The organism is Rhodococcus sp. Z6_132, assembly GCF_058133635.1.
The window spans coordinates 1237879-1260297 of record NZ_JBYUNP010000001.1; the positions used below are offsets into that span (position 1 = coordinate 1237879).

At 72.5% G+C, this 22419-nt stretch carries 17 protein-coding genes, 1 tRNA gene and 1 other RNA gene; 11 read left to right on the forward strand and 8 right to left on the reverse strand.

The genetic code is table 11. From position 1 onward, the window contains the following. Window positions 1-102 precede the first annotated feature (102 nt). Window positions 103-834, forward strand: a complete 732-nt coding sequence (locus tag AC3YO9_RS05750; protein ID WP_489982429.1) for a peptidyl-tRNA hydrolase — start codon at window positions 103-105, stop codon at window positions 832-834. Here AC3YO9_RS05750 and AC3YO9_RS05755 read toward each other — a convergent pair whose 3' ends face one another. Beyond that, a complete protein-coding gene (locus tag AC3YO9_RS05755) occupies window positions 835-2643 on the reverse strand; it encodes a thiamine pyrophosphate-requiring protein (protein ID WP_489982430.1) in 1809 nt (602 codons plus the stop codon). Window positions 2644-2760: 117 nt separating this feature from the next. On the opposite strand from AC3YO9_RS05755, the gene AC3YO9_RS05760 reads away from it, so the two are divergent. Together AC3YO9_RS05760 and AC3YO9_RS05765 are read left to right on the forward strand one after the other, a co-directional pair. Next, a complete protein-coding gene (locus AC3YO9_RS05760) occupies window positions 2761-3270 on the forward strand; it encodes a hypothetical protein (RefSeq protein ID WP_127781761.1) in 510 nt (169 codons plus the stop codon). Between the two features lie 227 nt (window positions 3271-3497). Continuing rightward, the gene (locus AC3YO9_RS05765) at window positions 3498-4637 is read left to right on the forward strand and encodes an NlpC/P60 family protein (RefSeq protein ID WP_489982431.1); all 1140 of its coding nucleotides are present in this window, start codon (window positions 3498-3500) and stop codon (window positions 4635-4637) included. Window positions 4638-4693: 56 nt separating this feature from the next. On the opposite strand, the gene AC3YO9_RS05770 is transcribed toward AC3YO9_RS05765, so the two are convergent. After that, window positions 4694-4781, reverse strand: a tRNA-Ser gene (locus tag AC3YO9_RS05770). Window positions 4782-4842: 61 nt separating this feature from the next. Between AC3YO9_RS05770 and ffs the strand changes: the two genes are divergently transcribed. The 3 genes from ffs to AC3YO9_RS05785 all read left to right on the forward strand — a co-directional run bounded on the left by ffs (window position 4843) and on the right by AC3YO9_RS05785 (window position 8506). Then, window positions 4843-4937, forward strand: an RNA gene (gene ffs, locus AC3YO9_RS05775) — signal recognition particle sRNA small type. 39 nt (window positions 4938-4976) lie between these two features. Then, entirely contained in the window at window positions 4977-6254 is a 1278-nt protein-coding gene (locus tag AC3YO9_RS05780) for an aspartate aminotransferase type Ic (RefSeq protein ID WP_489982432.1), read from the forward strand. Window positions 6255-6349: 95 nt separating this feature from the next. Next, window positions 6350-8506 (forward strand): DNA polymerase III subunits gamma/tau, encoded by a 2157-nt coding sequence (locus AC3YO9_RS05785; protein WP_489982433.1) that lies wholly within the window; start codon window positions 6350-6352, stop codon window positions 8504-8506. Between the two features lie 36 nt (window positions 8507-8542). Here AC3YO9_RS05785 and AC3YO9_RS05790 read toward each other — a convergent pair whose 3' ends face one another. The 3 genes from AC3YO9_RS05790 to AC3YO9_RS05800 are packed head-to-tail and all read right to left on the reverse strand — an operon-like array spanning window position 8543 to window position 13095. Further along, complete coding sequence (locus AC3YO9_RS05790; protein ID WP_489982434.1) at window positions 8543-10348, reverse strand: S9 family peptidase; 1806 nt, start codon at window positions 10346-10348, stop codon at window positions 8543-8545. A gap of 3 nt (window positions 10349-10351) precedes the next feature. Next, window positions 10352-11671: a class I SAM-dependent methyltransferase gene (locus tag AC3YO9_RS05795; RefSeq protein WP_489982435.1), complete on the reverse strand. Its 1320-nt coding sequence runs from the start codon at window positions 11669-11671 to the stop codon at window positions 10352-10354. A gap of 5 nt (window positions 11672-11676) precedes the next feature. Then, window positions 11677-13095, reverse strand: a complete 1419-nt coding sequence (locus AC3YO9_RS05800; protein ID WP_489982436.1) for an FAD-binding oxidoreductase — start codon at window positions 13093-13095, stop codon at window positions 11677-11679. Between the two features lie 191 nt (window positions 13096-13286). On the opposite strand from AC3YO9_RS05800, the gene AC3YO9_RS05805 reads away from it, so the two are divergent. From AC3YO9_RS05805 to AC3YO9_RS05815, 3 genes are all read left to right on the forward strand, one after another. Further along, complete coding sequence (locus AC3YO9_RS05805) at window positions 13287-13619, forward strand: YbaB/EbfC family nucleoid-associated protein (protein ID WP_127781767.1); 333 nt, start codon at window positions 13287-13289, stop codon at window positions 13617-13619. A 13-nt stretch (window positions 13620-13632) separates the two neighbouring features. Then, window positions 13633-14241, forward strand: a complete 609-nt coding sequence (gene recR / locus AC3YO9_RS05810; RefSeq protein WP_127781768.1) for a recombination mediator RecR — start codon at window positions 13633-13635, stop codon at window positions 14239-14241. A 211-nt stretch (window positions 14242-14452) separates the two neighbouring features. Continuing rightward, on the forward strand, window positions 14453-15052 hold the full coding sequence (locus AC3YO9_RS05815; RefSeq protein WP_489982437.1) for a hypothetical protein: 600 nt from the start codon (window positions 14453-14455) through the stop codon (window positions 15050-15052). A gap of 96 nt (window positions 15053-15148) precedes the next feature. Here the strand turns inward: AC3YO9_RS05815 and leuA are convergent, their stop codons facing one another. From leuA to AC3YO9_RS05830, 3 genes are all read right to left on the reverse strand, one after another. Next, entirely contained in the window at window positions 15149-16963 is a 1815-nt protein-coding gene (gene leuA, locus AC3YO9_RS05820; RefSeq protein WP_127781770.1) for a 2-isopropylmalate synthase, read from the reverse strand. 182 nt (window positions 16964-17145) lie between these two features. Continuing rightward, the gene (locus AC3YO9_RS05825) at window positions 17146-18381 is read right to left on the reverse strand and encodes an ROK family protein (protein WP_489982438.1); all 1236 of its coding nucleotides are present in this window, start codon (window positions 18379-18381) and stop codon (window positions 17146-17148) included. Between the two features lie 262 nt (window positions 18382-18643). Continuing rightward, complete coding sequence (locus AC3YO9_RS05830; protein WP_127781772.1) at window positions 18644-19978, reverse strand: MFS transporter; 1335 nt, start codon at window positions 19976-19978, stop codon at window positions 18644-18646. 169 nt (window positions 19979-20147) lie between these two features. On the opposite strand from AC3YO9_RS05830, the gene AC3YO9_RS05835 reads away from it, so the two are divergent. Then, window positions 20148-21332 (forward strand): LLM class flavin-dependent oxidoreductase, encoded by a 1185-nt coding sequence (locus AC3YO9_RS05835; protein WP_489982439.1) that lies wholly within the window; start codon window positions 20148-20150, stop codon window positions 21330-21332. Window positions 21333-21434: 102 nt separating this feature from the next. Then, entirely contained in the window at window positions 21435-22388 is a 954-nt protein-coding gene (locus AC3YO9_RS05840; protein WP_489982440.1) for a TauD/TfdA dioxygenase family protein, read from the forward strand. Window positions 22389-22419: the final 31 nt, after the last annotated feature.

Genomic DNA, 22419 nt, shown 5'->3' on the forward strand with positions numbered 1-22419 from the left:
TTACACGCACTGAGCCTTTGTCAAGGGTGGGGTGGGCGCGCCGTGAGTGGTGCCGGGCAGCATGGTGACCGGCCGGCCGGGCGCACCAGGAGGAGACGACGCATGACTGATCCCGCGGAGGGCGAGCTCGCCGAGGACGGCGGCGAGCTCATCGAGCCCAGCGGTGACGCCGACCCCGAGGGCCAGGCGCCGTGGGTGATGCAGCTGGTCACCCGCATCGAGAAGGCCGACCCACCCACCCGCTCGGCGGTGTGCGCGGCCTCGGCCACTGCCGTGGCCACCCTGCTGGACGACCCCCGGGCTCGCACCGGGGGTGAGTGGGCGCCGGAGGTGGTGCGCTGGACCGACGGGCGCATCCGCAAGCACTCCCGCCGCGCCCGCGGGGCGGCGTGGCAGGCGGTGCAGTCCCTGCCCGGGGTGACCGCCGAGGTGCAGGGCGCGCAGGTGCGGGCCTTCGTGCCGTGCGCCACCGACGCCATCCCCGCTCCCATCGCCAAGCTGCAGCTGGCCGGCAGCGAGCTGGCCGACCCGGACGCGCGGGCCGAGGTCGAGGCGGTGGTGGACGGACCGGTGGTAGTGACGCTGTGCGCCGAGCCCCCGCTGTCGCTGGGCAAGGCCGCCGCCGCGGCCGGGCACGCCGCGCAGCTGGCCCTCTACCGGATGGACGACCGGCGCCGGGCGGCGTGGGCCACGGCCGGGTTCCCCGTGGTGATCGAGCAGCCCACCCCTGCCCGGTGGGCGCACGAGCGCACCCGGCAGCCGGTGCAGGTGATCGACGGCGGGCTCACCGACGTGGCGCCAGGCACCTGCACGGCCACCGCCCGCTGGCGCTGATCAGCTGCGCGCCTGGCGCTGCTCGGTGAGCGCGTCCTCCATGGCTCGGTAGATCTCCAGCAGCTCACGGGCGTGCTCGCTGCTCGGCTCCTGCTCGAGGCCGGCACGGAACTTCGCCAGCTTCTCCGCGCCGGCGGGGTAGGGCGGCAGCAGCGGCACGTCGGCATCGGTGAGCACCTCCAGCACCACGGGGCGCTGCGCGGCCAGCGCCTGGCTCCAGGCGTCGCTCAGCTCGGCCGGGTCAGTGACGCGGATTCCGGTGAGCCCCAACAGCTCGGCGTAGCCGGCGTAGGGGAACGACGGCAGCGCCTGGCTGGCCTCGTACCGCGGGTCGCCCTCCATCTCGCGCTGCTCCCACGTCACCTCGCCCAGCTCCTCGTTGTGCAGCACGCACACCACGAACCCGGGGTGCGTCCACTGTGGCCACATCCGCGCCACCGTGATCAGCTCGGCCAGGCCGTTCATCTGCATGGCGCCGTCCCCGGCCAGGGCGACCAGCGGGCGGTCGGGGTGGGCCAGCTTGGCGGCGATGCCGTACGGCAGGGCCGAGCCCATCGAGGCCAGGGTGGAGGACAGGTGCGCGGGAACCCCTGGGGGCAGGCGCAGCTGCCGGGCGTACCAGTAGACGACCGAGCCGACGTCCACGCTCACCTGTGCATCAGCGGGCAGCTGCGCCGACAGCGTCCGCACCACCAGCTCGGGGTTCACCGGGCGGGCGGGGACCTGCGCCCGGTCGGCGCTGACCTGGTGCCAGGCGGCGACGTCGGCGCGGACGCTGCGCTCCCAGGCGTGGTCGGTGCGCTCGTGCAGCAGCGGCAGCAGGGCGGTGAGGGTGGCCGCGGCGTCACCGGCCAGCGGCACCTCGATGGGGTAGCGGTTGCCCAGGTGCTCGCTGGCGGCGTCCACCTGCACCGCCCGGGCCTGCCCCGGCGGCGGGTAGTACTCCGTCCACGGGTCGTTGGAGCCGACCACGAGCAGGGTGTCGCACTCGCCCAGCACGTGGGCGCTGGCGGTGGTGCCGAGGTGGCCCATGGTGCCGGCCACCAGCGGGTGGTCCTCGTCCACGTAGGGCTTGCCCAGCAGGCTGGTGGCGATGCCGGCGCCGAGCCGCTCCGCCACCGCCAGCACCTCCGCCTGCGCGTCCCGGGCGCCCTGGCCCACCAGCAGCGCCACCCGCTCGCCGGCGTTGAGCACCTCGGCGGCGGCCGCGAGGTCGTCGGCGTTGGGGACGGCCACCGGGCGGCGCCACACCGGCGTGGTCACCATGATGGCGTGGGCGTGCGGCAGGTCCGGGGCCGGCAGCTGCTGCACGTCGTGCGGCAGCACCACCACCGTCGGGGTCCGGGTGGTCAGCGCCGTGCGGAAGGCGCGGTCCAGCAGCATCGGCACCTGCTCGGCGGTGAGCGCGGTCTGGCAGAACCGGGCCGCGACGTCGGCGAAGAGCCGCTGAAGGTCCACCTCCTGCTGGTACTGCGAGCCGATGATGGAGCGGTTCTGCTGCCCCACCAGGGCCACCACCGGCACGTGGTCGAGCTTGGCGTCGTAGAGGCCGTTGAGCACGTGCACCGCGCCCGGGCCCTGCGTCGTCATCACCACGCCCACCTGCCCGGTGTACTTGGCGTGGCCCACCGCCATCAGCGCGGCGTTCTCCTCGTGGCGGGCCTGCACGAACTCCGGGTCGTCGCCCGCCCGGCGCAGCGCGGCCATCAGCGGGTTGGCACCGTCGCCGGGGTAGCCGAACAGCCGTGGCACGCCCCAGCTGCGCATCCGCTCAACCACCACGTCGGCCACCAGTCGCTCGTCGCTCACGTCAGATCTCCCTTGGGGCTCGCCGAGATTCACGGGCGCGGCCAGTATGGGACGCCGCTGCGGGGCGGCGCTGAACGAGCCCTTGTGGAGGCCCGCCCCGGCGGCCAGGGTGGTCGGATGAACTCGCGCACCGCTGCCGCCCTCGGGCTCAACGCGCTGTACCTGGCCTCGCAGACTTTCATCGGCCGCCGCCTGGGGCCAATGACCAAGGACCTGTTCCGGCTGCAGCTGACCACCTCGGCGCCCACGTTCCGGTCCATCGTGGACGGCTGGGACGAGGGGCAGCTGGCGCGCTACCGCTCGCACCTGCCGCCGGACATGGTGCACCCGGTGATCTACGGCTGCAGCCTCACCGCCAGCACGCTCAAGCTGGACGAGCTGGTGGCGCTGCCACCGCGGGTGCGCACGGCGCTGCTGGTGGCGCCGTGGGTGGCCGCGGCCTGCGACTACGCGGAGAACGTGGCGCACCTGTACCTGCTCGACCACCGCGAGGCGATCACCCCGCCGGTGATCACCGCGACCGGCGTGGCCAGCACCACCAAGTGGGCGCTGGCCGGGTCCTGCGTGGTGACCCTGGCCGCGGGGTACGCCCGGGCCGGGTGGCGGGCGGCGCACAGCAGCCGGTGACGGCTGGTGCCGGCCGATTGGGACGCGGCGCTCAGGTTCGCCGGCCGCTGGGCGATGGGAACGGTGAGCTCCTCGTCGGAGGTGAAGACCTCCGGGGGTCGTGGACAGGGGCTGCCGAGGCTGACACGTGCCGCTGGCGACCTGCTTCCCGCTGCCGGCGTGCACGCCGACGGCTGCCCCACCGTGCGAGGACGCCTGCTGGGCAAGCGTGGAAGGAAACACTGCAGATGGGTCTCACCGACCGCCTGCGCAGCGTGGCGGTGCTGGCCGCCGTCGCTGCCGCGACCATGACGGGAGCCGGGCTCCAGCCCGCGGCGGCGCAGGCCGCACCGGCGTGCCAGCCCTACGGGGCCATCGGCGCCTACTGGCAGGGCGTGGGAGCGGAGAGGTCGTTCCTCGGCACCTGCACCAAGGACGAGCACGCGGTGCCCGGTGGGCGGGCCACCGGCTTTGGCGGAGGCACCGTCTACTGGAGCGCGGTCACCGGGGCGCACAGCGTCAAGGGCCTGATCCGGGACGGCTACACCGCCGCCGGAGCCACCGGCTCGTTCCTGGGCTTCCCCACCACCGACGAGGCCTTCACCCCGCGCGTCTTCGGGGCGTTCAACCACTTCCAGGGCGGCAGCCTGTACTGGTCGCCGGGCACCGGGGTCCGCGAGGTGCACGGCTCCATCCGGGACAAGTGGGCCGCGCTTGGTTGGGAGGGCGGCGCGCTCGGGTTCCCCACCACCGGCGAGGCCGGCACCCCCACCAAGGCGGGCGCGTTCAACCACTTCCAGGGCGGCAGCATCTACTGGTCGCCGGCCACCGGTGCGCACGAGGTGCGCGGCGCCATTCGCGAGCGGTGGGCCGGGCTGGGCTGGGAGACCAGCGCGCTGGGTTTCCCCACCAGCGACGAGTACGTGGTGGCCGAGGGGCGGCGCACCGACTTCCAGGGCGGGTCGGTCATCTGGACCGCGGCCAGCAACACCACCCGGGTGGTGGGTGCGGCCGCCACCCCCAGCCCCCCGCCGGCGGCTGAGTCCAAGGGCAAGCGCGCCCTGGCCGTCGCGCACACCAAGCTGGGTGCCCGCTACGTGTGGGGCGGCAACGGCCCCACCGTGTTCGACTGCTCGGGGCTGACGTCGTGGGCGTTTCGCCAGGTCGGGGTGACGCTGCCACGGGTGGCGGCCGACCAGGCCAAGGTGGGCACCTACGTGGACAAGAGCAACCTGCAGGCCGGCGACCTGGTGTTCTTCTACAGCCCGGTCACGCACGTCGGCATCTACGACGGCAACGGCAACGTGCTCAACGCCCCGACCGAGGGCCAGGGCGTGCAGTACACGCCGATCAAGTACCTGCCCTACACCACGGCCCGCCGGATGTGACGGATTTGCAGAAACGACGTGAGCCCCGACCGCTTGGTCGGGGCTCACGTCGTTCGTGGCGGAGGATAGGGGATTTGAACCCCTGAGGGCGTTAACCCAACCCGCGTTCCAGGCGAGCGCCATAGGCCACTAGGCGAATCCTCCGAGGGGGACTCTACCGGGCGACGGGCGTCGAACCCAATCGCCCCCTGCGGCTACACTGATCCACGGACCCCGCGCGGCGTCCATCCTGTGAACTCCCCCAGGGCCGGAAGGCAGCAAGGGTCAACGGGCTCTGCCGGGTGCGCGGGGTCCCCTTCATGTCTGGACCATCGGCCACCACGGAAGGGCAACGGGTACATGTCACTGACGACGCTCGGTCAGCACGAGCTCGCGGACCTGCGAGACGCCCAGCGCCCGGCCTACGAGGAGCTCGTCGCCAAGGCGGTGTCGCTCGACCTCACCCGTGGCAAGCCCGGTCCCGAGCAGCTGGACCTGTCCAAGGAGCTGCTGGAGCTGCCCGGCGTCGAGCACCACCGCTCCGCCGACGGCACCGACGTCCGCAACTACGGCGGCCTGCAGGGGCTGCGGGAGATCCGCGAGATCTTCGCACCGCTCGTGCGCGTCCCCGTCGACCAGCTCATCGCGGCGGGCAACTCCAGCCTGACGCTGATGCACGACTCGATCATCTTCTCGCTGCTGCACGGCACGCCCGACTCCGAGCGCCCGTGGAGCCAGCACCCGCGCGTCAAGTTCCTCTGCCCCGCGCCCGGCTACGACCGGCACTTCGCCATCTGCGAGCGCTACGGCATCGAGATGATCCCCGTGCCGATGCGCGAGGACGGCCCGGACATGGCGCTGGTCTCCCAGCTCGTCGCCGCCGACCCGCTGATCAAGGGCATGTGGCTGGTGCCCACCTACGCCAACCCCACCGGCACGGTCTGCTCGCCCGAGGTCGTCGCGCAGCTGGCCAAGATGCCCACTGCGGCCGCCGACTTCCGGCTGTACTGGGACAACGCCTACGCGGTGCACCACCTCACCGACAGCCCGGCGGAGCCGGTGGACGTGGTGGGCCTGTGCGCCGAGGCGGGCAACCCCAACCGGGTGCTGGTCTTCGCCTCCACCTCCAAGATCACCTTCCCCGGCGCCGGGGTCAGCTTCCTGGGCGGCTCGTCGGCCAACGTGTCTTGGTACCTCAAGCACCTGGCCGCGCAGAGCATCGGCCCGGACAAGGTCAACCAGCTGCGGCACGCGCAGTTCCTGCAGAGCCCGGACGGCGTGCGCGCGCTGATGGAGCGCCACCGCCAGATCCTGGCCCCAAAGTTCGCCCTGGTGCTGGAGATCCTGGAGAACCGCCTCGGTGAGCTCAAGGCCGCCAGCTGGAGCGAGCCCGCCGGTGGATACTTCGTCAGCCTGGACGTGCTCGACGGCACCGCCTCCCGGGTGATCGCGCTGGCCAAGCACGCCGGCATCGCCATGACCCCGGCCGGTGCGGCCTTCCCCTACGGCGACGACCCGCACGACCGCAACATCCGCATCGCCCCCACCTACCCCGGCGTCGAGGAGCTGCGGGTGGCCATCGACGGGCTGGCCACCTGCGTGCTGCTGGCGGCGGCGGAGAAGCTGCTCAGCTCCTGACCTGACCGCCTGAGCACCCGGGCCCGGCCGAGGTCACAGCGGCGGTGTGCTGCTGCTGACTGATGGCTGTCAGTGCGCGCCGGTACCCTCACCCCGTGGCCCTCTACCGCAAGTACCGTCCGGCGACCTTTGCCGAGGTCGTCGGCCAGGAGCACGTCACCGAGCCGCTCAGCGTGGCGCTGACGTCCGGCCGCATCAACCACGCCTACCTGTTCTCCGGCCCGCGCGGCTGCGGCAAGACGTCCTCGGCCCGCATCCTGGCCCGCTCGCTCAACTGCGAGCAGGGTCCCACGGCCACCCCGTGCGGGGTCTGCGAGTCCTGCATCGGCCTGGCCCCCGGTGGGGCGGGCACCCTCGACGTGGTGGAGCTCGACGCCGCCAGCCACGGTGGGGTGGACGACGCCCGCGAGCTGCGCGACCGCGCCTTCTACGCCCCCGCCTCCTCGCGCTACCGCGTCTTCATCGTGGACGAGGCGCACATGGTCACCACGCAGGGCTTCAACGCGCTGCTGAAGATCGTGGAGGAGCCGCCGGAGCACCTGGTCTTCATCTTCGCCACCACCGAGCCGGAGAAGGTGCTCGCCACCATCCGCTCGCGCACCCACCACTACCCGTTCCGGCTGCTGCCCCCGGCCACCATGCGTGGTCTGCTGGAGCGGATCTGCCAGCAGGAGCAGGTGCAGGTGGACGCCGCGGTGTACCCGCTGGTGATCCGGGCCGGCGGCGGCTCGCCGCGCGACTCCCTGAGCGTGCTGGACCAGCTGCTGGCCGGGGCCGGACCCGAGGGCGTCACCTACCAGCGGGCGCTGGCCCTGCTCGGGGTCACTGACGTCGCGCTCATCGACGACGCGGTGGACGCGCTGGCCGCCGACGACGGGGCCGCGCTGTTCGGCACCGTGCAGACGCTGGTGGACGCCGGGCACGACCCGCGCCGCTTCGCCGTCGACCTGCTCGACCGGGTGCGTGACCTGATCCTGCTGCGCGCGGTGCCCGACGCCGGGGAGCGCGGTCTGGTGGAGGCACCCGGCGACGTGCTGGAGCGGATGCGCGACGAGGCCGAGCACCTGGGCGGGGCCACCCTCGCCCGCTACGCCGAGATCATCCACAGCGGACTGGGCGAGATGCGTGGGGCCACCTCCCCGCGGCTGCTGCTCGAGGTGATGTGCGCGCGGATGCTGCTGCCCTCCGCCTCGGACGCCGAGTCGGCCGTGCTGCACCGCCTCGAGCGGGTGGAGCGGCGCATGGTCATCACCCCGCCCACCGAGGAGACCGACCAGGTCGCGCCCGCCGAGCCGGCGTTCCAGCGGCCCTCCCGCCGCATCGAGCCGGCCGCCGCGCCCGCTCCCGCCGCCGCTCCTGCGCCTGCGGCCGCCGAGCCCGAGCCTGCGGTGGCCGAGCGTCCGGTCGCCGCGCCCGCCCCGGCGGCCGCCCCGCAGCCGGCGCCCGTGCGCCGCCCCGAGCCGGCGGCCGAGTCGGCCCCGGCCGCGCCCCGGCAAGCGCCCACGCCACCGGCAGCCCAACCCCCGGCAGCCCAGGCCAAGCAGGCGCAGCCCCCGGCCGCACCCGAGCGCCGGGCACCCGCCCCAGCACCCGCCGCCCCAGCACCCGCCGCCCCAGCCCCCGCCGCGCCAGCACCGGAGGCGCCCGCGGCTGCCGGTCCGGTGGCCGGGCAGCCCGACGCCGCCACCGTGCGCACCGTGTGGTCGGAGGTCCGCTCCGCCGTCCGCGAGCGCAGCCGCACCACCGAGGTGATGCTCTCCAGCGCCACCGTGCGCCGCCTCGACGGCAACACCCTGGTGCTCGGCCACGACTCCGCGCCGCTGGCCAAGCGGCTCACCGAGTCCCGCAACTCCGCGGTGGTCTCCGCGGCCCTGCGCGACGTGCTGGGGGTCGACTGGGTGGTGGTGTGCGAGACCGGTGGCGAGCCGGCCGCTGCCCCGGCGGCGCCGCCCGCCGCCGCGCAGCGCCAGGCCCCCGCCGCCCCGCCGCGCTTCACCCGTCCCTCCGGTGGCTCCACCGGGCAGGCGGCGCCGGCCGACGAGGTGCCACTGCCTGACGGCCCGAGCGACCCCGACGACCCCGACGACGCAGGGCGCCACGCCCCGGAGCCCGAGCCGCTGGACGAGGAGGCGATGCTCGCCGAGGCCGCCAGCGGCGACCTGGGTGACCCGGCCGGCCGACGTGACCCCGAGGAGGTCGCCCTGGAGCTGCTGGCCGCCGAGCTCGGTGCCCGCCCGCTCGACCCCCGCTGAGCGGCGGGCCGAGCGGACCCTCCGCCGAGCTGTCCCTCAGGCCAGGTGCTTGGCCAGGAACTCCACCGCGCGCGGGTAGGCGTCCATCCGGTTCACCCGCTTGGCCAGCCCATGACCCTCGTCGGGGTACACCAGCAGGTCGCACTCCACCCCACGGGTGGTCAGCGCGTCGTGCAGCTGCTCAGCCTCGCTGAGCGGCACCCGGGGGTCGTTGGCCCCGTGGATGACCAGCAGCGCGGCCTGGATGTCGTCGATGCGGCTCAGCGGTGACGCCTGCTCGAGGAACTCGCGGTCGTGCTCCAGCGTCCCGTACTCGCGCTCCCGCGCCGCCCGCCGGTACGGCGAGGTGTTCTCCAGGAACGTCACCAGCGAGGACATGCCCACGATGTCCACGCCGGCGCGCCAGCGCTCGGGCTGGAACGCGCACCCGGCCAGCACCATGTAGCCGCCGTAGGACCCGCCGTAGAGCGCGGCCCGAGCCGGGTCGCAGTCCACGGTGGGCAACCAGTCGTGGATCGCGCCGAGGTCGGCCACCGAGTCCAGCCGCAGGCGCACGTCGTCCAGCGACACCCAGCGCTTGCCGTAGCCGGCCGAGCCGCGCACGTTGGGCACCACCACGGTGTGCCCGGCGGCGGTCAGCGCCACGACGACGGGGCTGAACAGCGGGCGGCTCTGCCCCTCCGGGCCGCCGTGCACCACCAGCACCGCCGAGCCGGCCAGCGCCGTTGGTGCCGTCGGGGGATAGGTGAAGCAGGGGATCTGCTCGCCGTCGGCGGCCGGCACCCGGTGCACCTGCGGCACCGACACCGGCCCGTCCAGCGCGGCTCCGGAGTCGGTGAGCGCACGGATCTCCGCGGTCGCCACGTCCAGCACCAGCACGTCACCGGGCACCGACGGCGCCGCCAGCGACAGCACCACCGTCGCCCCGTCCGGGCTGAACCGCGGGTCGGGGTAGGGCGAGGTGACCACGCCCGGGGTGGGCAGGGCCAGGTCGCGCAGGTGCTCGCCGGTGCGCCCGTCGTGCAGCGCCAGCTCGCTCCAGCCCTCGGCGTTGCGCTCCACCAGCAGGGTGGCGCCGTCGGGGGACAGCCAGCCGGTCAGCTCGTGCTCGTCGTCGGTCACCAGCCACGTCAACCGCTCGTCGTGCACGTCGTAGCGGGCGAGGGCGGCCAGGTCCCGGCCGTGGTTGCTGGTGAGCACGAAGCCCGAGGAGTCCGGCAGCCAGTGGGCGTTCTCGTAGGCCGCGTGCTCGTCGGCGGCGGTGAGCGCCCGCACCCGCTGGTCGGCGGTGACGGCCAGGGTGTCCACCAGCACCAGCTGGGTGGACACCGGCTGCGCCCCCACCAGCACCACCAGGGTGTAGCGGGAGTCTGGCGACACCGCCACCGAGGAGACGTTGCCACCGCCGGAGTAGACGACCTCTTCGACGCCGCTGCTGACGTTGCGCAGCACCACCTCGAAGTCCACCCCGTTGCCACGGTTGGTCCGGTAGACCACCCGACCGGGCAGCACCCCGGCCAGGGAGTGGATGTAGTCCGGGTCGTGCACCAGCGGCGTCAGCTCGAGGCTCCCGTCCTCCCACGCACGGTCGGGGTGCAGCAAGGACAGCTGGGCACGCTCGTTGCCGCCGTCGTCGTGCTGCACCACGATGGTGCGCTCCCCGGGCAGGTAGCGCCCCGAGCACGACCCGGGCAGGTCGGTGAGCACGGTGGGCGGGCCGTCCGGCGACAGCTCCACCAGCTGGACCGACCCGGAGTCGTCCCAGCCGGCCAGCACGCGGCCGGAGTCGTCGACGTCGAAAGCCCGCCAGGTCCTGACGTCGAGCAGCTCGGTGATCTGCACGGGCTAACCGCTCCACCACGGGCGCAGCGGCACGGCCGCGTCGCCCTTCTCGCCGACCTTGACCGCCAGCACCTGGTGCAGCTGCACCACGTTGCGCTCGAAGCCGAGCCGGGACCCGGCCATGTACAGCCCCCACAGCTTGGCGGTGCCCTCGCCGACCTCGGTCACGCACTCGTCCCAGTGCTCCACCAGGTTGCGGTTCCAGTCGCGCAGGGTCAGCCCGTAGTGCTCCCGCAGGTTCTCCTCGTGGCGCACCTCCAGGCCGACGTCCTGGATCTCGCTGATGATGGTGCCCGAGCCGATCAGCTCGCCGTCGGGGAAGACGTAGCGGTCGATGAACTGGCCGGTCTTCACTCGCCGGTCGTTGTGCGGGCGGGTGATGCAGTGGTTGAGCAGGCGTCCGCCCGGGCGCAGCGTGTCGCGCAGGGTGGCGAAGTAGGCCGGGTACTGGTCGATGCCGATGTGCTCGGTGAGGCCGATGGAGGAGATGGCGTCGAAGCCGGTCTCGGGCACGTCGCGGTAGTCCATGAACCGCACCTCGGCGAGCTCGGTCAGCCCCTCGGCCGCGATCGCCTCGCGCGCCCACTGCGCCTGCTGGGCCGAGAGCGTGGCACCGATGGCGTGCACGCCGCGGCGGGCCGCGAAGCGCACCATGCCGCCCCAGCCGCAGCCGATGTCCAGCAGCCGCATGCCGGGCTGCAGGCCGAGCTTGTCGAAGACCAGCTGGTACTTGGCTTCCTGGGCGTCCTCCAGCGAGGTCTGCGGGGTGGCGTAGGTGGCGCAGGTGTAGGTCATGGACGGGCCCAGGACGTGCTCGTAGAAGGCGTTGGAGACGTCGTAGTGCTTGCTGATCGCCTCGGCGTCGCGGGTCCTGGAGTGCCGCAGCCCGTTGGCGATGCGCCGCCAGCGCGGCAAGGTCTCCTGGGGCGGCGGGGCCACCGGCTTGAGCAGCTCCCAGCCCAGCGACCGGGTGATCTGCGCGAGCACGGCGGGCGAGGGGCGCTGCAGCTTGACGTCGTCCATCATCGTGCGCAGCACGGGGTAGGGATCACCCGGGTGCACGCCGCTGATCTGCAGGTCGCCGGCGATGTAGGCGCGGACCATGCCCAGGTCGCCGGGTGCGGTGGCGAGGTAGGTGGTGCCGCGCGGGGCGGTCAGGTGCAGCCCGATCTCGGCGTTCTCGGGCCCGGTGGCGCTGCCGTCGTAGGCGGTGAAGCGCACCGGGACTCGTCCGTCGGCCAGGGTCTCGACGATGTCGGCGAGGTTCATCTTCGGTGCAGGCGTCCGGTGCGACCGGACCGGGGGCTTCCGCAAGGTGGTCATCTGTCCTACTTCCTCCGCACAGCCTTCGCGTAAAGGTCGAGCAGCCTTGACTCGGGGTCGTAGCGCCGCTTGAGCGCCCGGTAGGTGCTGTCGCCGTAGAGCTCGGCGAACGTCTCTGGGGTGTAGTAGGAGTCGGAGTACAACGACTTGTGGCCGTCGAACTCGGTGACGATCTCCTCGATCTTGCGGTTCGTCGCGCCCTCCGGCCCGGCCGGATCCACCGGGACGGACGACCAGAAGCCCACGTTGACGTACGTCCGGCCCGGGTGCAACGGGTACAGCGGCCAGGTGCGCCGGCCGGCCTCGGTGCCGGTGGCCCCAGCGACCTCGCGCAGCCGCAGCGGGCACAGCCACAGCGGCTCGATGGGGATGGTGTCCAGGAACCACCGCAGGAAGTCCGCCGTGCGCTCGATGGGTACCTCGACGTCCTGCACCACGCGCTCGCGCGGGGGCCGGCCCTTGCGGGCCTCCAGCCGGTCGGCCACGTCGTACTTGTGGTCCAGCGCGATCAGCTTCCAGTAGAAGGAGCTGCGCAGCAGTCGCTTGGGCCAGCAGCGGCGGATCGTGGGGTTCTGCGCCCCGAACGCGCGGGAGCACCAGAACCAGTCGGTGTCCCAGCGCCACAGGTAGTCGTGGATGGTCAGCCGGTCGGTGCTGCGCTGCTGGAGGGAGCGGTAGTAGATGTTCCGGCCTGTGTAGTCGCTGACCGGACCTGGCTCGGCGGTGAGGGTGCCCAGGGTCAGGTAGCTCTCCGCGGCGGTGAAGACCACCCCGTCGAGGTAGTCCACCCGCACGCCGTCGTGCTCCCCGGCGGAGGCGATGCGGTCCATCTGCTGCTGCAGCTGGTCGAGGTCGGTGAAGCGCAGGTGCCGCAGCGCCACGTAGGGCTGCACCGGCTCCAGCTCGATGCGCAGCCGGGTGCAGTAGCCGAGCGTGCCGTAGGAGTTGGGGAAGCCGTGGAAGAGGTCGGTGTGCTCGCCGTCGGGCGTCACGGTGAGCACCTCGCCCGCACCGGTGAGGATGTCCATCTCCAGCACCGACTCGTGCGGCAGCCCGTTGCGGAAGCTGGTCGACTCGATGCCCAGCCCGGTGACCGCCCCGCCCAGGGTGATCGTCTTCAGCTGGGGCACCACCAGCGGAGCCAGCCCGTGCGGGAGGGTCGCGGCGACCAGGTCCTCGTAGGTGCACATGCCGGCGACGTCGGCGGTGCGGTTCACCGGGTCGACGTGCAGGACGCCGGTGAGCCCGGAGACGTCGAGCCCAGGGGCGTTGGCGGCAGCCCGGGCGCGGAAGAGGTTGGAGGTCTTCTTGGCCAGGCGCACAGTGGCATCGCGAGGAATGGCCCGGTAGGAGGCGATCAGCTGCCGCACGGCGGCGTCGTGGCCGGCGGTGTCTCCCGTGGCGGCGGGCACAGGCGTTTGCACTCGTGTCAGGTTAGACCCGCACGGTGGTCCGGCGCATGTCTCGCGCCGGTGAGTCTCGACCCGCCACCGACGGCGGATGGCGCTGCGCGGTCTGCTGCGGACTACCCTCGGGAACCGACAGCCGACCCCCCGCGCTGTCGGCACGAGTCCGGCCTGGACTCGCGTGCGTCTCACCGAGAGGACCTGAATCCGTGCAACCCGGTGGCCAGCCCGACATGCAGCAGCTGATGCAGCAGGCACAGAAGATGCAGGAACAGCTCATGAGCGCCCAGGCCGAGCTGGCGCAGACGCAGATCACCGGCCAGGCCGGCGGCGGCCTGGTGACGGCGACGGTGACGGGCACTGGTGACGTGATCGCCCTCGGCATCGACCCCAAGGTGGTCGACCCCGAGGACGTGGAGACGCTGCAGGACCTGGTGATCGGTGCCATCGCCGACGCCAGCCAGAAGGCGCAGGAGAAGGCGGCCCAGCTGATGGGACCGCTGGCTGGTGGCGGCGGCGGGCTGGGCCTGCCGGGAATGTGAGTGCTCGACCCGAATGTATGAAGGCCCGGTTCAGGACCTGATCGACGAGCTGGGCAGGTTGCCCGGCGTGGGCCCCAAGAGTGCGCAGCGCATCGCCTTCCACCTGTTGACGGTGGAGCCGGCGGACATCGCGCGGCTGCAGGCTGCCCTGCAGAAGGTGCGCGACGGCGTCCAGTTCTGCGTGGTGTGCGGCACCGTCTCGGAGAAGGAGACCTGCCGCATCTGCGCCGACCTGCGTCGTGACCGCAGCATCATCTGCGTGGTGGAGGAGCCCAAGGACGTGCAGGCGGTGGAGCGCACCCGGGAGTTCCGGGGGCGCTACCACGTGCTGGGCGGGGCGCTGGATCCCATGTCGGGGGTGGGCCCCGACCAGCTGCGCATCCGGGAGCTGCTGGCCCGGCTGGGCAACCAGGAGGACGGCGTCGACGTCACCGAGGTGATCATCGCCACCGACCCCAACACCGAGGGCGAGGCCACCGCCACCTACCTGGTGCGGATGATGCGTGACTTCCCGGGACTGAGCGTCACCCGGCTGGCGTCCGGGCTGCCGATGGGTGGTGACCTGGAGTTCGCCGACGAGGTGACTCTGGGCCGGGCGCTGTCGGGTCGCCGGGCGATGTAGCCGCCGGGCGAGGCGGCTGCCGGGTCGGCTCACCCGGTGGCGGGGTGCTCCAGACATGGGTAGCGTTCGAATCTTGCTGGTGGGCCTTGCTGAGGGTGCACGACGGCCCTTTCGCGGTGGTCCGCCTGCAGCTGTGCGTACGCCCGCCCTGCACCCCCCCGATGTCGCGGACACCGCGAGATGGAGATGATCGCCTGTGAACGTCTCGAGCTTGGCACTCACTGCGCTGCGCCCGGCCTACACCGCCGTGCGCCTGCCGCTCACGCTGGTGCAGGAGCAGGTGATCGACCGGTTCGTGCCGGCCGGCGCCGAGCCGCGGGCCACCACCTCGCGCCTGCTGGGCACCGCTGACCAGCTGGTGGGCATGGTGCTGCAGGACGAGTCGTTGATCGAGCGTGGCACCCGCCTCAAGGGCGACGGCGAGAAGCCCGCCCCCGCCGACAAGCCCGCGCCCACCCTGCAGGACGCCGCGGCCAAGGCGGCGAGCACCACCCTGCCCAAGGACGAGCCGCGCCCTGTCCCCACCGCCGAGCCGGTGAAGCCCGCCCCGCAGGTGCGTCCCGCGCCAGTGCTCGACCCGGACGCCCTCACCGAGAAGATCGAGGCGGAGAACGCCCGCGCCGACGCCGCGGCCGCGCTCGAGGCGATCGACCTAGTGCCGGCCGCCCCCGGTGACGAGACCAGCCTGGTGAGCGAGCCTGCCGCGCCTGCTGCGCCGGTGGACAAGGCCACCTTCGCCGAGCTGCAGAAGGAGAAGGCCGACCGTCAGATCGCCGCCGACGAGGCCGCGCGGAAGGCCCGCCAGAGCTAGCCTGGCCGCGCCACCCCCGACAGACAGCTGACCCCCGGCGCGAGGCGCCGGGGGTCAGCTCTGTCCTGTGCCGCTCGCGCGGGCGCGATGGGTGGGTCAGGCCCGACTGGCCGCCCGGTTCACCGCGGAGAGCACCGCTCGCAGCGAGGCCGTGGTGATGGAGGGCGCGATGCCCACCCCCCAGACGACGGTCTCGCCCACCGCGCACTCCACGTACGCCGCCGCGCTGGCGTCCCCGCCGGCGGACATGGCGTGCTCGGAGTAGTCCAGCACCCGCACGTCGAAGTCCAGCTCACCCAGGGCGTCGACGAAGGCCGCGACCGGGCCGTTGCCGGTGCCGGTGATCTCGTGCTCCGCGCCGTTGAGCAGCACCTTCGCGGTGATGGTGTCCAGCCCGTCGTCGGTCTCGGCGGCAGTGACCTTCTGGCTGATGCGCTCCAGCGGGCTCACCAGGTCCAGGTAGTCCTCGGAGAAGACGTCCCACATCGCCTTGGGGCTGACCTCGCCCCCCTCGTTGTCGGTGACCCGCTGGACGCTCTGGGAGAACTCGATCTGCAGCCGGCGCGGCAGCGTCAGCTGGTGGTCGGTCTTCATGATGTAGGCGACGCCGCCCTTGCCCGACTGCGAGTTGACCCGGATGACGGCTTCGTAGGTGCGGCCCACGTCCTTGGGGTCGATCGGCAGGTAGGGCACCTCCCAGGTGATGTCCTCCACGGTGGAGTCCGCCTCGTCAGCGGCCACCTTCATCGCGTCCAGGCCCTTGTTGATGGCGTCCTGGTGCGAGCCGGAGAAGGCGGTGTAGACCAGGTCGCCACCGTAGGGGTGGCGCTCGGGCACCGGCAGCTGGTTGCAGTACTCGACCGTGCGCCGCACCTCGTCGATGTCGGAGAAGTCGATCTGCGGGTCGACGCCGCGGCTGAGCAGGTTCAGGCCCAGGGTGACCAGGCAGACGTTGCCGGTGCGCTCCCCGTTGCCGAACAGGCAGCCCTCGATGCGGTCGGCGCCGGCCAGGTAGCCCAGCTCGGCGGCGGCCACCCCGGTGCCGCGGTCGTTGTGCGGGTGCAGGCTGAGGATCACCGAGTCGCGCCGCGCCAGGTTGCGGTGCATCCACTCGATGGAGTCGGCGTAGACGTTGGGCGTGGCCATCTCCACGGTGGCGGGCAGGTTGATGATCGCCGGCTGGTCGGGGGTGGGCTGCCAGATCTCGGTGACGGCGTTGCAGATCTCGGCGGCGTAGCCCAGCTCGGTGCCGGTGAACGACTCCGGCGAGTACTGCCAGCGCCACTGGGTGTCGGGGTAGCGCTCGGCCAGCCGCAGGGTGAGCTCGGCGCCGTCCGTGGCGATCTTGGTGATGGCCGGACGGTCGGCGCGGAACACCACGCGGCGCTGCAGGATCGAGGTGGAGTTGTAGATGTGCACGATGGCGCGCTCGGCGCCCTCGCACGCGGCGAAGGTGCGCTCGATCAGCTCCGGGCGGCATTGGCTGAGCACCTGGATGGTGACGTCGTCGGGGATGGCGTTCTCGGTGACCAGCTCGCGGACGAAGTCGAAGTCGGTCTGGCTCGCGGCCGGGAAGCCCACCTCGATCTCCTTGTAGCCCATGGAGACCAGCAGGTCGAACATCCGGCGCTTGCGGGCCGGGCTCATCGGGTCGATCAGCGCCTGGTTGCCGTCGCGCAGGTCCACCGCGCCCCACAGCGGTGCCCGGTCGATGACCTTCTCCGGCCAGGTGCGGTCGGGCAGGGAGATGCGCTCGACCTCGTCGGCGAAGGAGCGGTACCGGTGCGTGGGCATCGACGAGCCACGCTGGGTGTTCCACCGGGGCTGGTCGGCCGGGGCAGGCCGGGACGGGGTGTTGATGCGTCCGGTCCTGGACGCACCGGTGGAGACGAAGGAGTCATGGTTTGGCATGTGCGTGGGGCTCCGAAGGTGTGGCGGGTGATCGACCGGCACGGCGCGTGCGCCAAGAACCCGCGCCGGGGAGCCAGTCTGGACTCAGACCCCGTCGCGGCGGCTAAGCAGGAGCGCACGCTGCATGCCCGCCACGATACCCGCGGGCGCAAGACGCGCCGTGGTGGGCCGCGGCTCCGACGTTAGAGGGCGGTGTGGCGCAGCGCTGCAAGGGGTTCGGAGAACACCGCGGCCAGCGACACCGCGCCGGCGGCCTGCTGCTGGACGTGCTCGCCGGCAGCCGTCACCCGCACGTCGCGCTGCGGTGCAGCCGAGTGCGTGTTGATGGCCGCGGCCACCTCGCGCAGCGTCTGCGGAGCGTCGGTGAAGGCCTGGCCGCCCAGGATGATGTGGTCGGGGTTGATGATGTCGCTGATCAGGCCCACCGCCCGGCCGAGCACCAGGGCGCGCTCGCTGAGCAGGGCCACGGCCATCGGCTGCCCCGCCGCAGCCTGCTCGTGCAGCTGGGCGATGTCGGTCACCGCCAGGCCCACGGCCACCGCGGCGTCGACCAGCCCGGTGTCACCCACCGCGGCCTCGAGGCGGCCGGTGCGACGGGGGTCCAGCAGGGTGGTGCCACCGGTGGGCAGGTGCCCCAGCGTGCCCGGACCCGACGTGGGGGTGTGCACCGCGCCGTTGATGGTGAGCGACACCCCGACCATCTCGCGGGCGTAGAAGTACAGCGTGGACTCGCGGGGACTGGTCTCCGGCGTGAGCATCAGCTCGGCTGCCGCCATCGCCTCCACGTGCGGGGCCACCGAGACCGGCAGGCCCAGGCTGGCGCTGAGCACCTCCCCGACCGGGGCGTCGGTCCACCCCAGCCGTGGGTGGTCGACCCGGCCGTTGGGGTGCACCCGGCCGCCGATGGCCACGCCGGCCCACAGCACCCGCCGGCTCGCCCAGCGGGCCAGGAACCGCTTGGTTCGCAGGCCGATCGCGCGGAGGATCTCGGGCACGCTGGCACCGGGGTCGGGGACCGTGGTCAGCTGCAGTCCACCGATGATGCGTCCGTGCAGGTCGTGCGCGGTCACCACGGTGACCTTGAAGCCGATGTGCAGCCCCACGGTGACGAAGGCGGTGTGGTTGACCTCCACGGGCAGCCGGGGCCGGCCGATGGCCCCCGCGGGGGAGAGGTCGGCACGCTCGCGCAGCAGGCCGGCGGCGAGCAGCGCACCGACCTGGCGGTTGACCGTGGCGCTGCTCAGCCCGGTGGCCGTGGCCACGGCGTCGCGAAACAGCGGTCCCCGCAGGCGGACGGTGCGGAACACCGCGGCAGCGGGCGTGGTGGAGAGCTGCAGCGACGGGGTGCTCACGTGCAGGCGGCGGGTGGCTACGGGTGACGCAGTCGGGCTGGTGGGCTGGTGCAAGGCGGCGGTCATGGGTCCTCAGGGAGCGGCGTGCGACCGCCGGCCCCACGGGGAGCTGGCGGCTCCGCTCGGGGTGCGACGACTGGTCGCGGGGGAGGGATGGGCGACGTCGGGCGGCTGTGTGGTGCCGAGGGCACTCAGCAGCAGCCGGGACAGTGCGCCACTCGGTCTCCGAGCGCTCGCGGTCGAGGCAGCCGGCACCCCAGCGCGACGGTCACGTAGGTGACGCGCACGGGGTTCCAGGACATGGCAGCGAATCTAGCAGCGATCGGCGCTACAGGTGAAGGTCACGCGGGCGGATCAGCACCGTCGCGACCACGCTGATCACCGAGGTGGCCACCAGGAACCCGCAGGCCAGCCACGGCGCCCCGTTGGTGGCCGCGATCAGCGAGGTGAGGATCAGCGGGGTGAGGCCCGAGGCGTAGATGCCGGAGAACTGATACACCACCGACAGGCCGGTGTAGCGGATCTCGGTGGGGTACAGGCTGGCGTAGAGGGTGCCCTGGGCGCCGTAGAACAGCGCGTGCACGATGCCGAACACCAGGATCAGGCCCAGCCCGAACAGCGCCAGGTTGCCCGTGTGGAACAGCGCGAACACCGGGAACACCAGCACGCCGTAGGCGGCGATGCCGGCCAGGTACACCCGCTGGGCGCCGTGGCGCTCCACCAGCAGCCCGGAGACCGGCAGCAGCACGGCCATCACCAGCGAGGCCACCGTCACCGCCAGCAGCACCGACACCTTGTTCATGGCCAGCGTGCCGGTGGCGTAGGTGATGGCGAAGACGCCCCAGGTGTTGAACGCCGCGCCCTCGCCCCACCGGGACAGCAGCCCGAGGATGCTGTTGCGGATGTTGCGACGGCCGGTGAAGACCTGCTTGAACGGCGCGGTGGAGCGCTGCTGCAGGTGCTCGACCTCCCGGAAGGCGGGGGTCTCCTCCACCGCCAGGCGGACCACGATGCCCACCACCACCAGCACCAGGCTCAGCAGGAACGCGATGCGCCAGCCGTAGCTGAGGAACTGCTCCTCGTCGAAGACCACCTGCAGCAGCGCGAACACCCCGGTGCCCAGGGCCAGGCCCAGGGCCAGGCCGATCTGGGGGATGGAGCCGAAGCGGCCCCGCTTGCCCGGCGGGCTGTGCTCCACCGCCAGCAGCACCGCGCCGGCCCACTCCCCGCCGAGGGCGAAGCCCTGCAGCACCCGCAGCAGCAGCAGCAGGATGGGTGCCAGCACGCCGATCTGGGCGGTGGTGGGCAGCACGCCCATCAGGGCGGTGGCCACGCCCATCAGCACCATGGTCAGCGCCAGGGTCTTCTTGCGGCCGATGCGGTCGCCGACGTGGCCGAAGACCACCCCGCCGACCGGGCGCACCACGAAGCCGACCGCGAAGGTGGCGAAGGCGAGCATCGTGCCCACGGTGGAGCTGGTGTCGGGGAAGAAGATCTTGTTGAAGACCAGGCTGGCCGCGGTGGCGTAGAGGAAGAAGTCGTACCACTCGATGGTGGTGCCGAGCAGGCTGGCGGCCACGACGGTGCGCAGCCGCTTGCGCCGGTCCTCGGCGCTCTCGTCCGCACCTCCCGGCGTCGGCTGGACGTCGGACAGAGTGGTCATGCGCAGCCAATCGCGGGGGTGGTTCGGGCAGGGAAGGGCGACGCTAACGTGGTCGCTGCCGCCGGCGTCGAGTTCAAATCACGCAGAGAAAAACTGCGTGCAGAGGTGCGCGGCCGCGCTGAGATGCTCTTGACTGGGCTAGTTCTGACCCGTCGTCGAAGAGGCCCTGATGTCGCTGCGCTTCCACTGGTTCCTCCCCACCTACGGGGACTCCCGCAACCTGATGGCCGGGGGCCACGGCAGCTCCATGTCCGGGGACCGACCCGCGACGCTGAAGTACCTGAACCAGATCGGCGCGGCTGCGGAGACCAACGGCTTCGAGGCGGTGCTCACCCCCACCGGGCAGTGGTGCGAGGACGCGTGGCTGACCACGGCGATGATGATCGACGCCACCGAGACGCTGAAGTTCCTGGTCGCGCTGCGCCCGGGCCTGATGAGCCCCACGCTGGCCGCGCAGATGGCGGCCACGTTCCAGTGGCAGTCGCAGGGCCGGTTGCTGCTCAACGTGGTCACCGGTGGGGAGTCCGCCGAGCAGCGCACCTACGGCGACTTCCACGACAAGGAGCAGCGCTACGCCCGGTGCGGGGAGTTCCTCGACGTCATCCGCCGCCTGTGGGCCAACACCGGCCCGGTCACCTTCTCCGGCGAGCACGTGCAGGTGGAGAACGCCGTGCTGGGCCGCTTTCCCGACCCGGTGCCGCCGATCTTCTTCGGCGGGTCGTCCCCGGCGGCGGGCACGGTGGCCGCGCAGTTCGCCGACACCTACCTCACCTGGGGTGAGCCGCCCGCCGCGGTCGCCACCAAGATCGACTGGATCCGCGGGCTGGCACAGGCGCAGGGGCGCACCCTCGACTACGGCATTCGGCTGCACGTGATCAGCCGCGACACCGCCGAGCAGGCCTGGGCCGAGGCCGACCGCCTGCTCGGCGCGCTCGACCCGGAGACGGTGGCCACGGCCCAGCGCAACCTGGCCCGCTCGGAGTCAGAGGGTCAGCGCCGGATGCTCGAGCTGCACGGCGGCGGGTCCAGCTACACCGGCAGCGGAGACGCCCGTGCCCTGGAGATCTCGCCCAACCTGTGGACCGGCGTGGGCCTGGTGCGTGGTGGGGCGGGAACCGCGCTGGTGGGCTCGCACGAGGAGGTGGCCGAGCGCATCGCGGAGTACGCCGCGGTGGGTTGCGACCACTTCATCCTCTCCGGCTACCCCCACCTGGAGGAGACCTACCAGTTCGGCGAGGGCGTGCGCCCGGTCCTGGAGCGCCGCGGCCTGCTCACCCCTCGCGCCCTGGACGGCTCCCAGGTGGTGCGCACCCCGTTCATCTCCGGCGACCCCGCGCCCGCAGGCGCCTCCTGAGCGGTTCGCGAGTTCAAATCAGCGTGCGGCCAACCCTTGGCGGGAGAGCGCTCAGCGGGTGACCTGGAGGGCGGTCCCACCCGCACCCCGAAAGGTCGCACCATGACGCTCGCCGACCACACCCGCACCAGCACCAGCACCAGCACCAGCACCACCACCACCGACCTGCGGGTGGTGAAGCTCGGCGCCCACATCGGGGCCCGGGTGGAAGGGGTGGCGCTGGGTGGTGACCTGGATGCGGAGACCGTGCGCGCGATCAACCGGGCCCTGCTGGAGCACGAGGTGCTGTTCTTCCGCGGCCAGCACCACCTGGACGACGCGGGCCAGCGGGCGTTCGCCAGCCTGCTCGGCGTGCCCACCGCGGCACACCCCACGGTGGCCTCGCTGGGAGCAGACGTGCTGCCCATCGACTCCGAGCACGGCACCGCCAACAGCTGGCACACCGACGTCACCTTCGTCGACCGCGTGCCCAAGGCGTCGGTGCTGCGGGCGATCGCCCTGCCGCCCTACGGCGGCACCACCACCTGGGCCTCCACGGTGGCTGCCTACGCGCAGCTGCCCGCCCCGCTGCGGGCACTGGCCGACACCCTGTGGGCGGTGCACACCAACGTCTACGACTACGCGGCGGAGGCCGCCGAGCAGGTGCGCAGCGCCGCGGTGGCCGCCCACCGCGCGGAGTTCCAGTCCTCCTACTACGAGACGGTGCACCCGGTGGTGCGGGTGCACCCGGAGACCGGCGAGCGGTCGCTGCTGCTGGGCCAGTTCGTCAAGGCCCTGGTGGGGCTGGGCACCAAGGAGTCCCAGGCCGTCTACACGCTGCTGCAGGACCGCATCACCCGGCTGGAGAACACGGTGCGCTGGAGCTGGGAGCTCGGCGACGTGGCCCTCTGGGACAACCGCAGCACCCAGCACTACGCGGTGGCCGACTACGACAACCAGTACCGCCGGCTGCACCGAGTGACCCTGGCCGGTGACGTGCCGGTGAGCCCGAGCGGTGAGCACAGCCGCGTGGTGGCCGGCGACGCCTCGCGCTACTCGCCGGTGGTGGCGCCCTGAGATCCTTCGTGGACAGCCGCCCACACCCCTC

What these genes read in the sequence shown, in the direction of transcription:
- AC3YO9_RS05765 (WP_489982431.1), top strand. Translation starts at nt 3,498, where the DNA reads ATGGGTCTCACCGACCGCCTGCGCAGCGTGGCGGTGCTGGCCGCCGTC.
- AC3YO9_RS05750 (WP_489982429.1), top strand. Translation starts at nt 103, where the DNA reads ATGACTGATCCCGCGGAGGGCGAGCTCGCCGAGGACGGCGGCGAGCTC.
- AC3YO9_RS05795 (WP_489982435.1), bottom strand. Translation starts at nt 11,671, where the DNA reads ATGACCACCTTGCGGAAGCCCCCGGTCCGGTCGCACCGGACGCCTGCA.
- AC3YO9_RS05760 (WP_127781761.1), top strand. Translation starts at nt 2,761, where the DNA reads ATGAACTCGCGCACCGCTGCCGCCCTCGGGCTCAACGCGCTGTACCTG.
- recR (WP_127781768.1), top strand. Translation starts at nt 13,633, where the DNA reads ATGTATGAAGGCCCGGTTCAGGACCTGATCGACGAGCTGGGCAGGTTG.
- AC3YO9_RS05780 (WP_489982432.1), top strand. Translation starts at nt 4,977, where the DNA reads ATGTCACTGACGACGCTCGGTCAGCACGAGCTCGCGGACCTGCGAGAC.
- AC3YO9_RS05825 (WP_489982438.1), bottom strand. Translation starts at nt 18,381, where the DNA reads ATGACCGCCGCCTTGCACCAGCCCACCAGCCCGACTGCGTCACCCGTA.
- leuA (WP_127781770.1), bottom strand. Translation starts at nt 16,963, where the DNA reads ATGCCAAACCATGACTCCTTCGTCTCCACCGGTGCGTCCAGGACCGGA.
- AC3YO9_RS05835 (WP_489982439.1), top strand. Translation starts at nt 20,148, where the DNA reads ATGTCGCTGCGCTTCCACTGGTTCCTCCCCACCTACGGGGACTCCCGC.
- AC3YO9_RS05830 (WP_127781772.1), bottom strand. Translation starts at nt 19,978, where the DNA reads ATGACCACTCTGTCCGACGTCCAGCCGACGCCGGGAGGTGCGGACGAG.
- AC3YO9_RS05840 (WP_489982440.1), top strand. Translation starts at nt 21,435, where the DNA reads ATGACGCTCGCCGACCACACCCGCACCAGCACCAGCACCAGCACCAGC.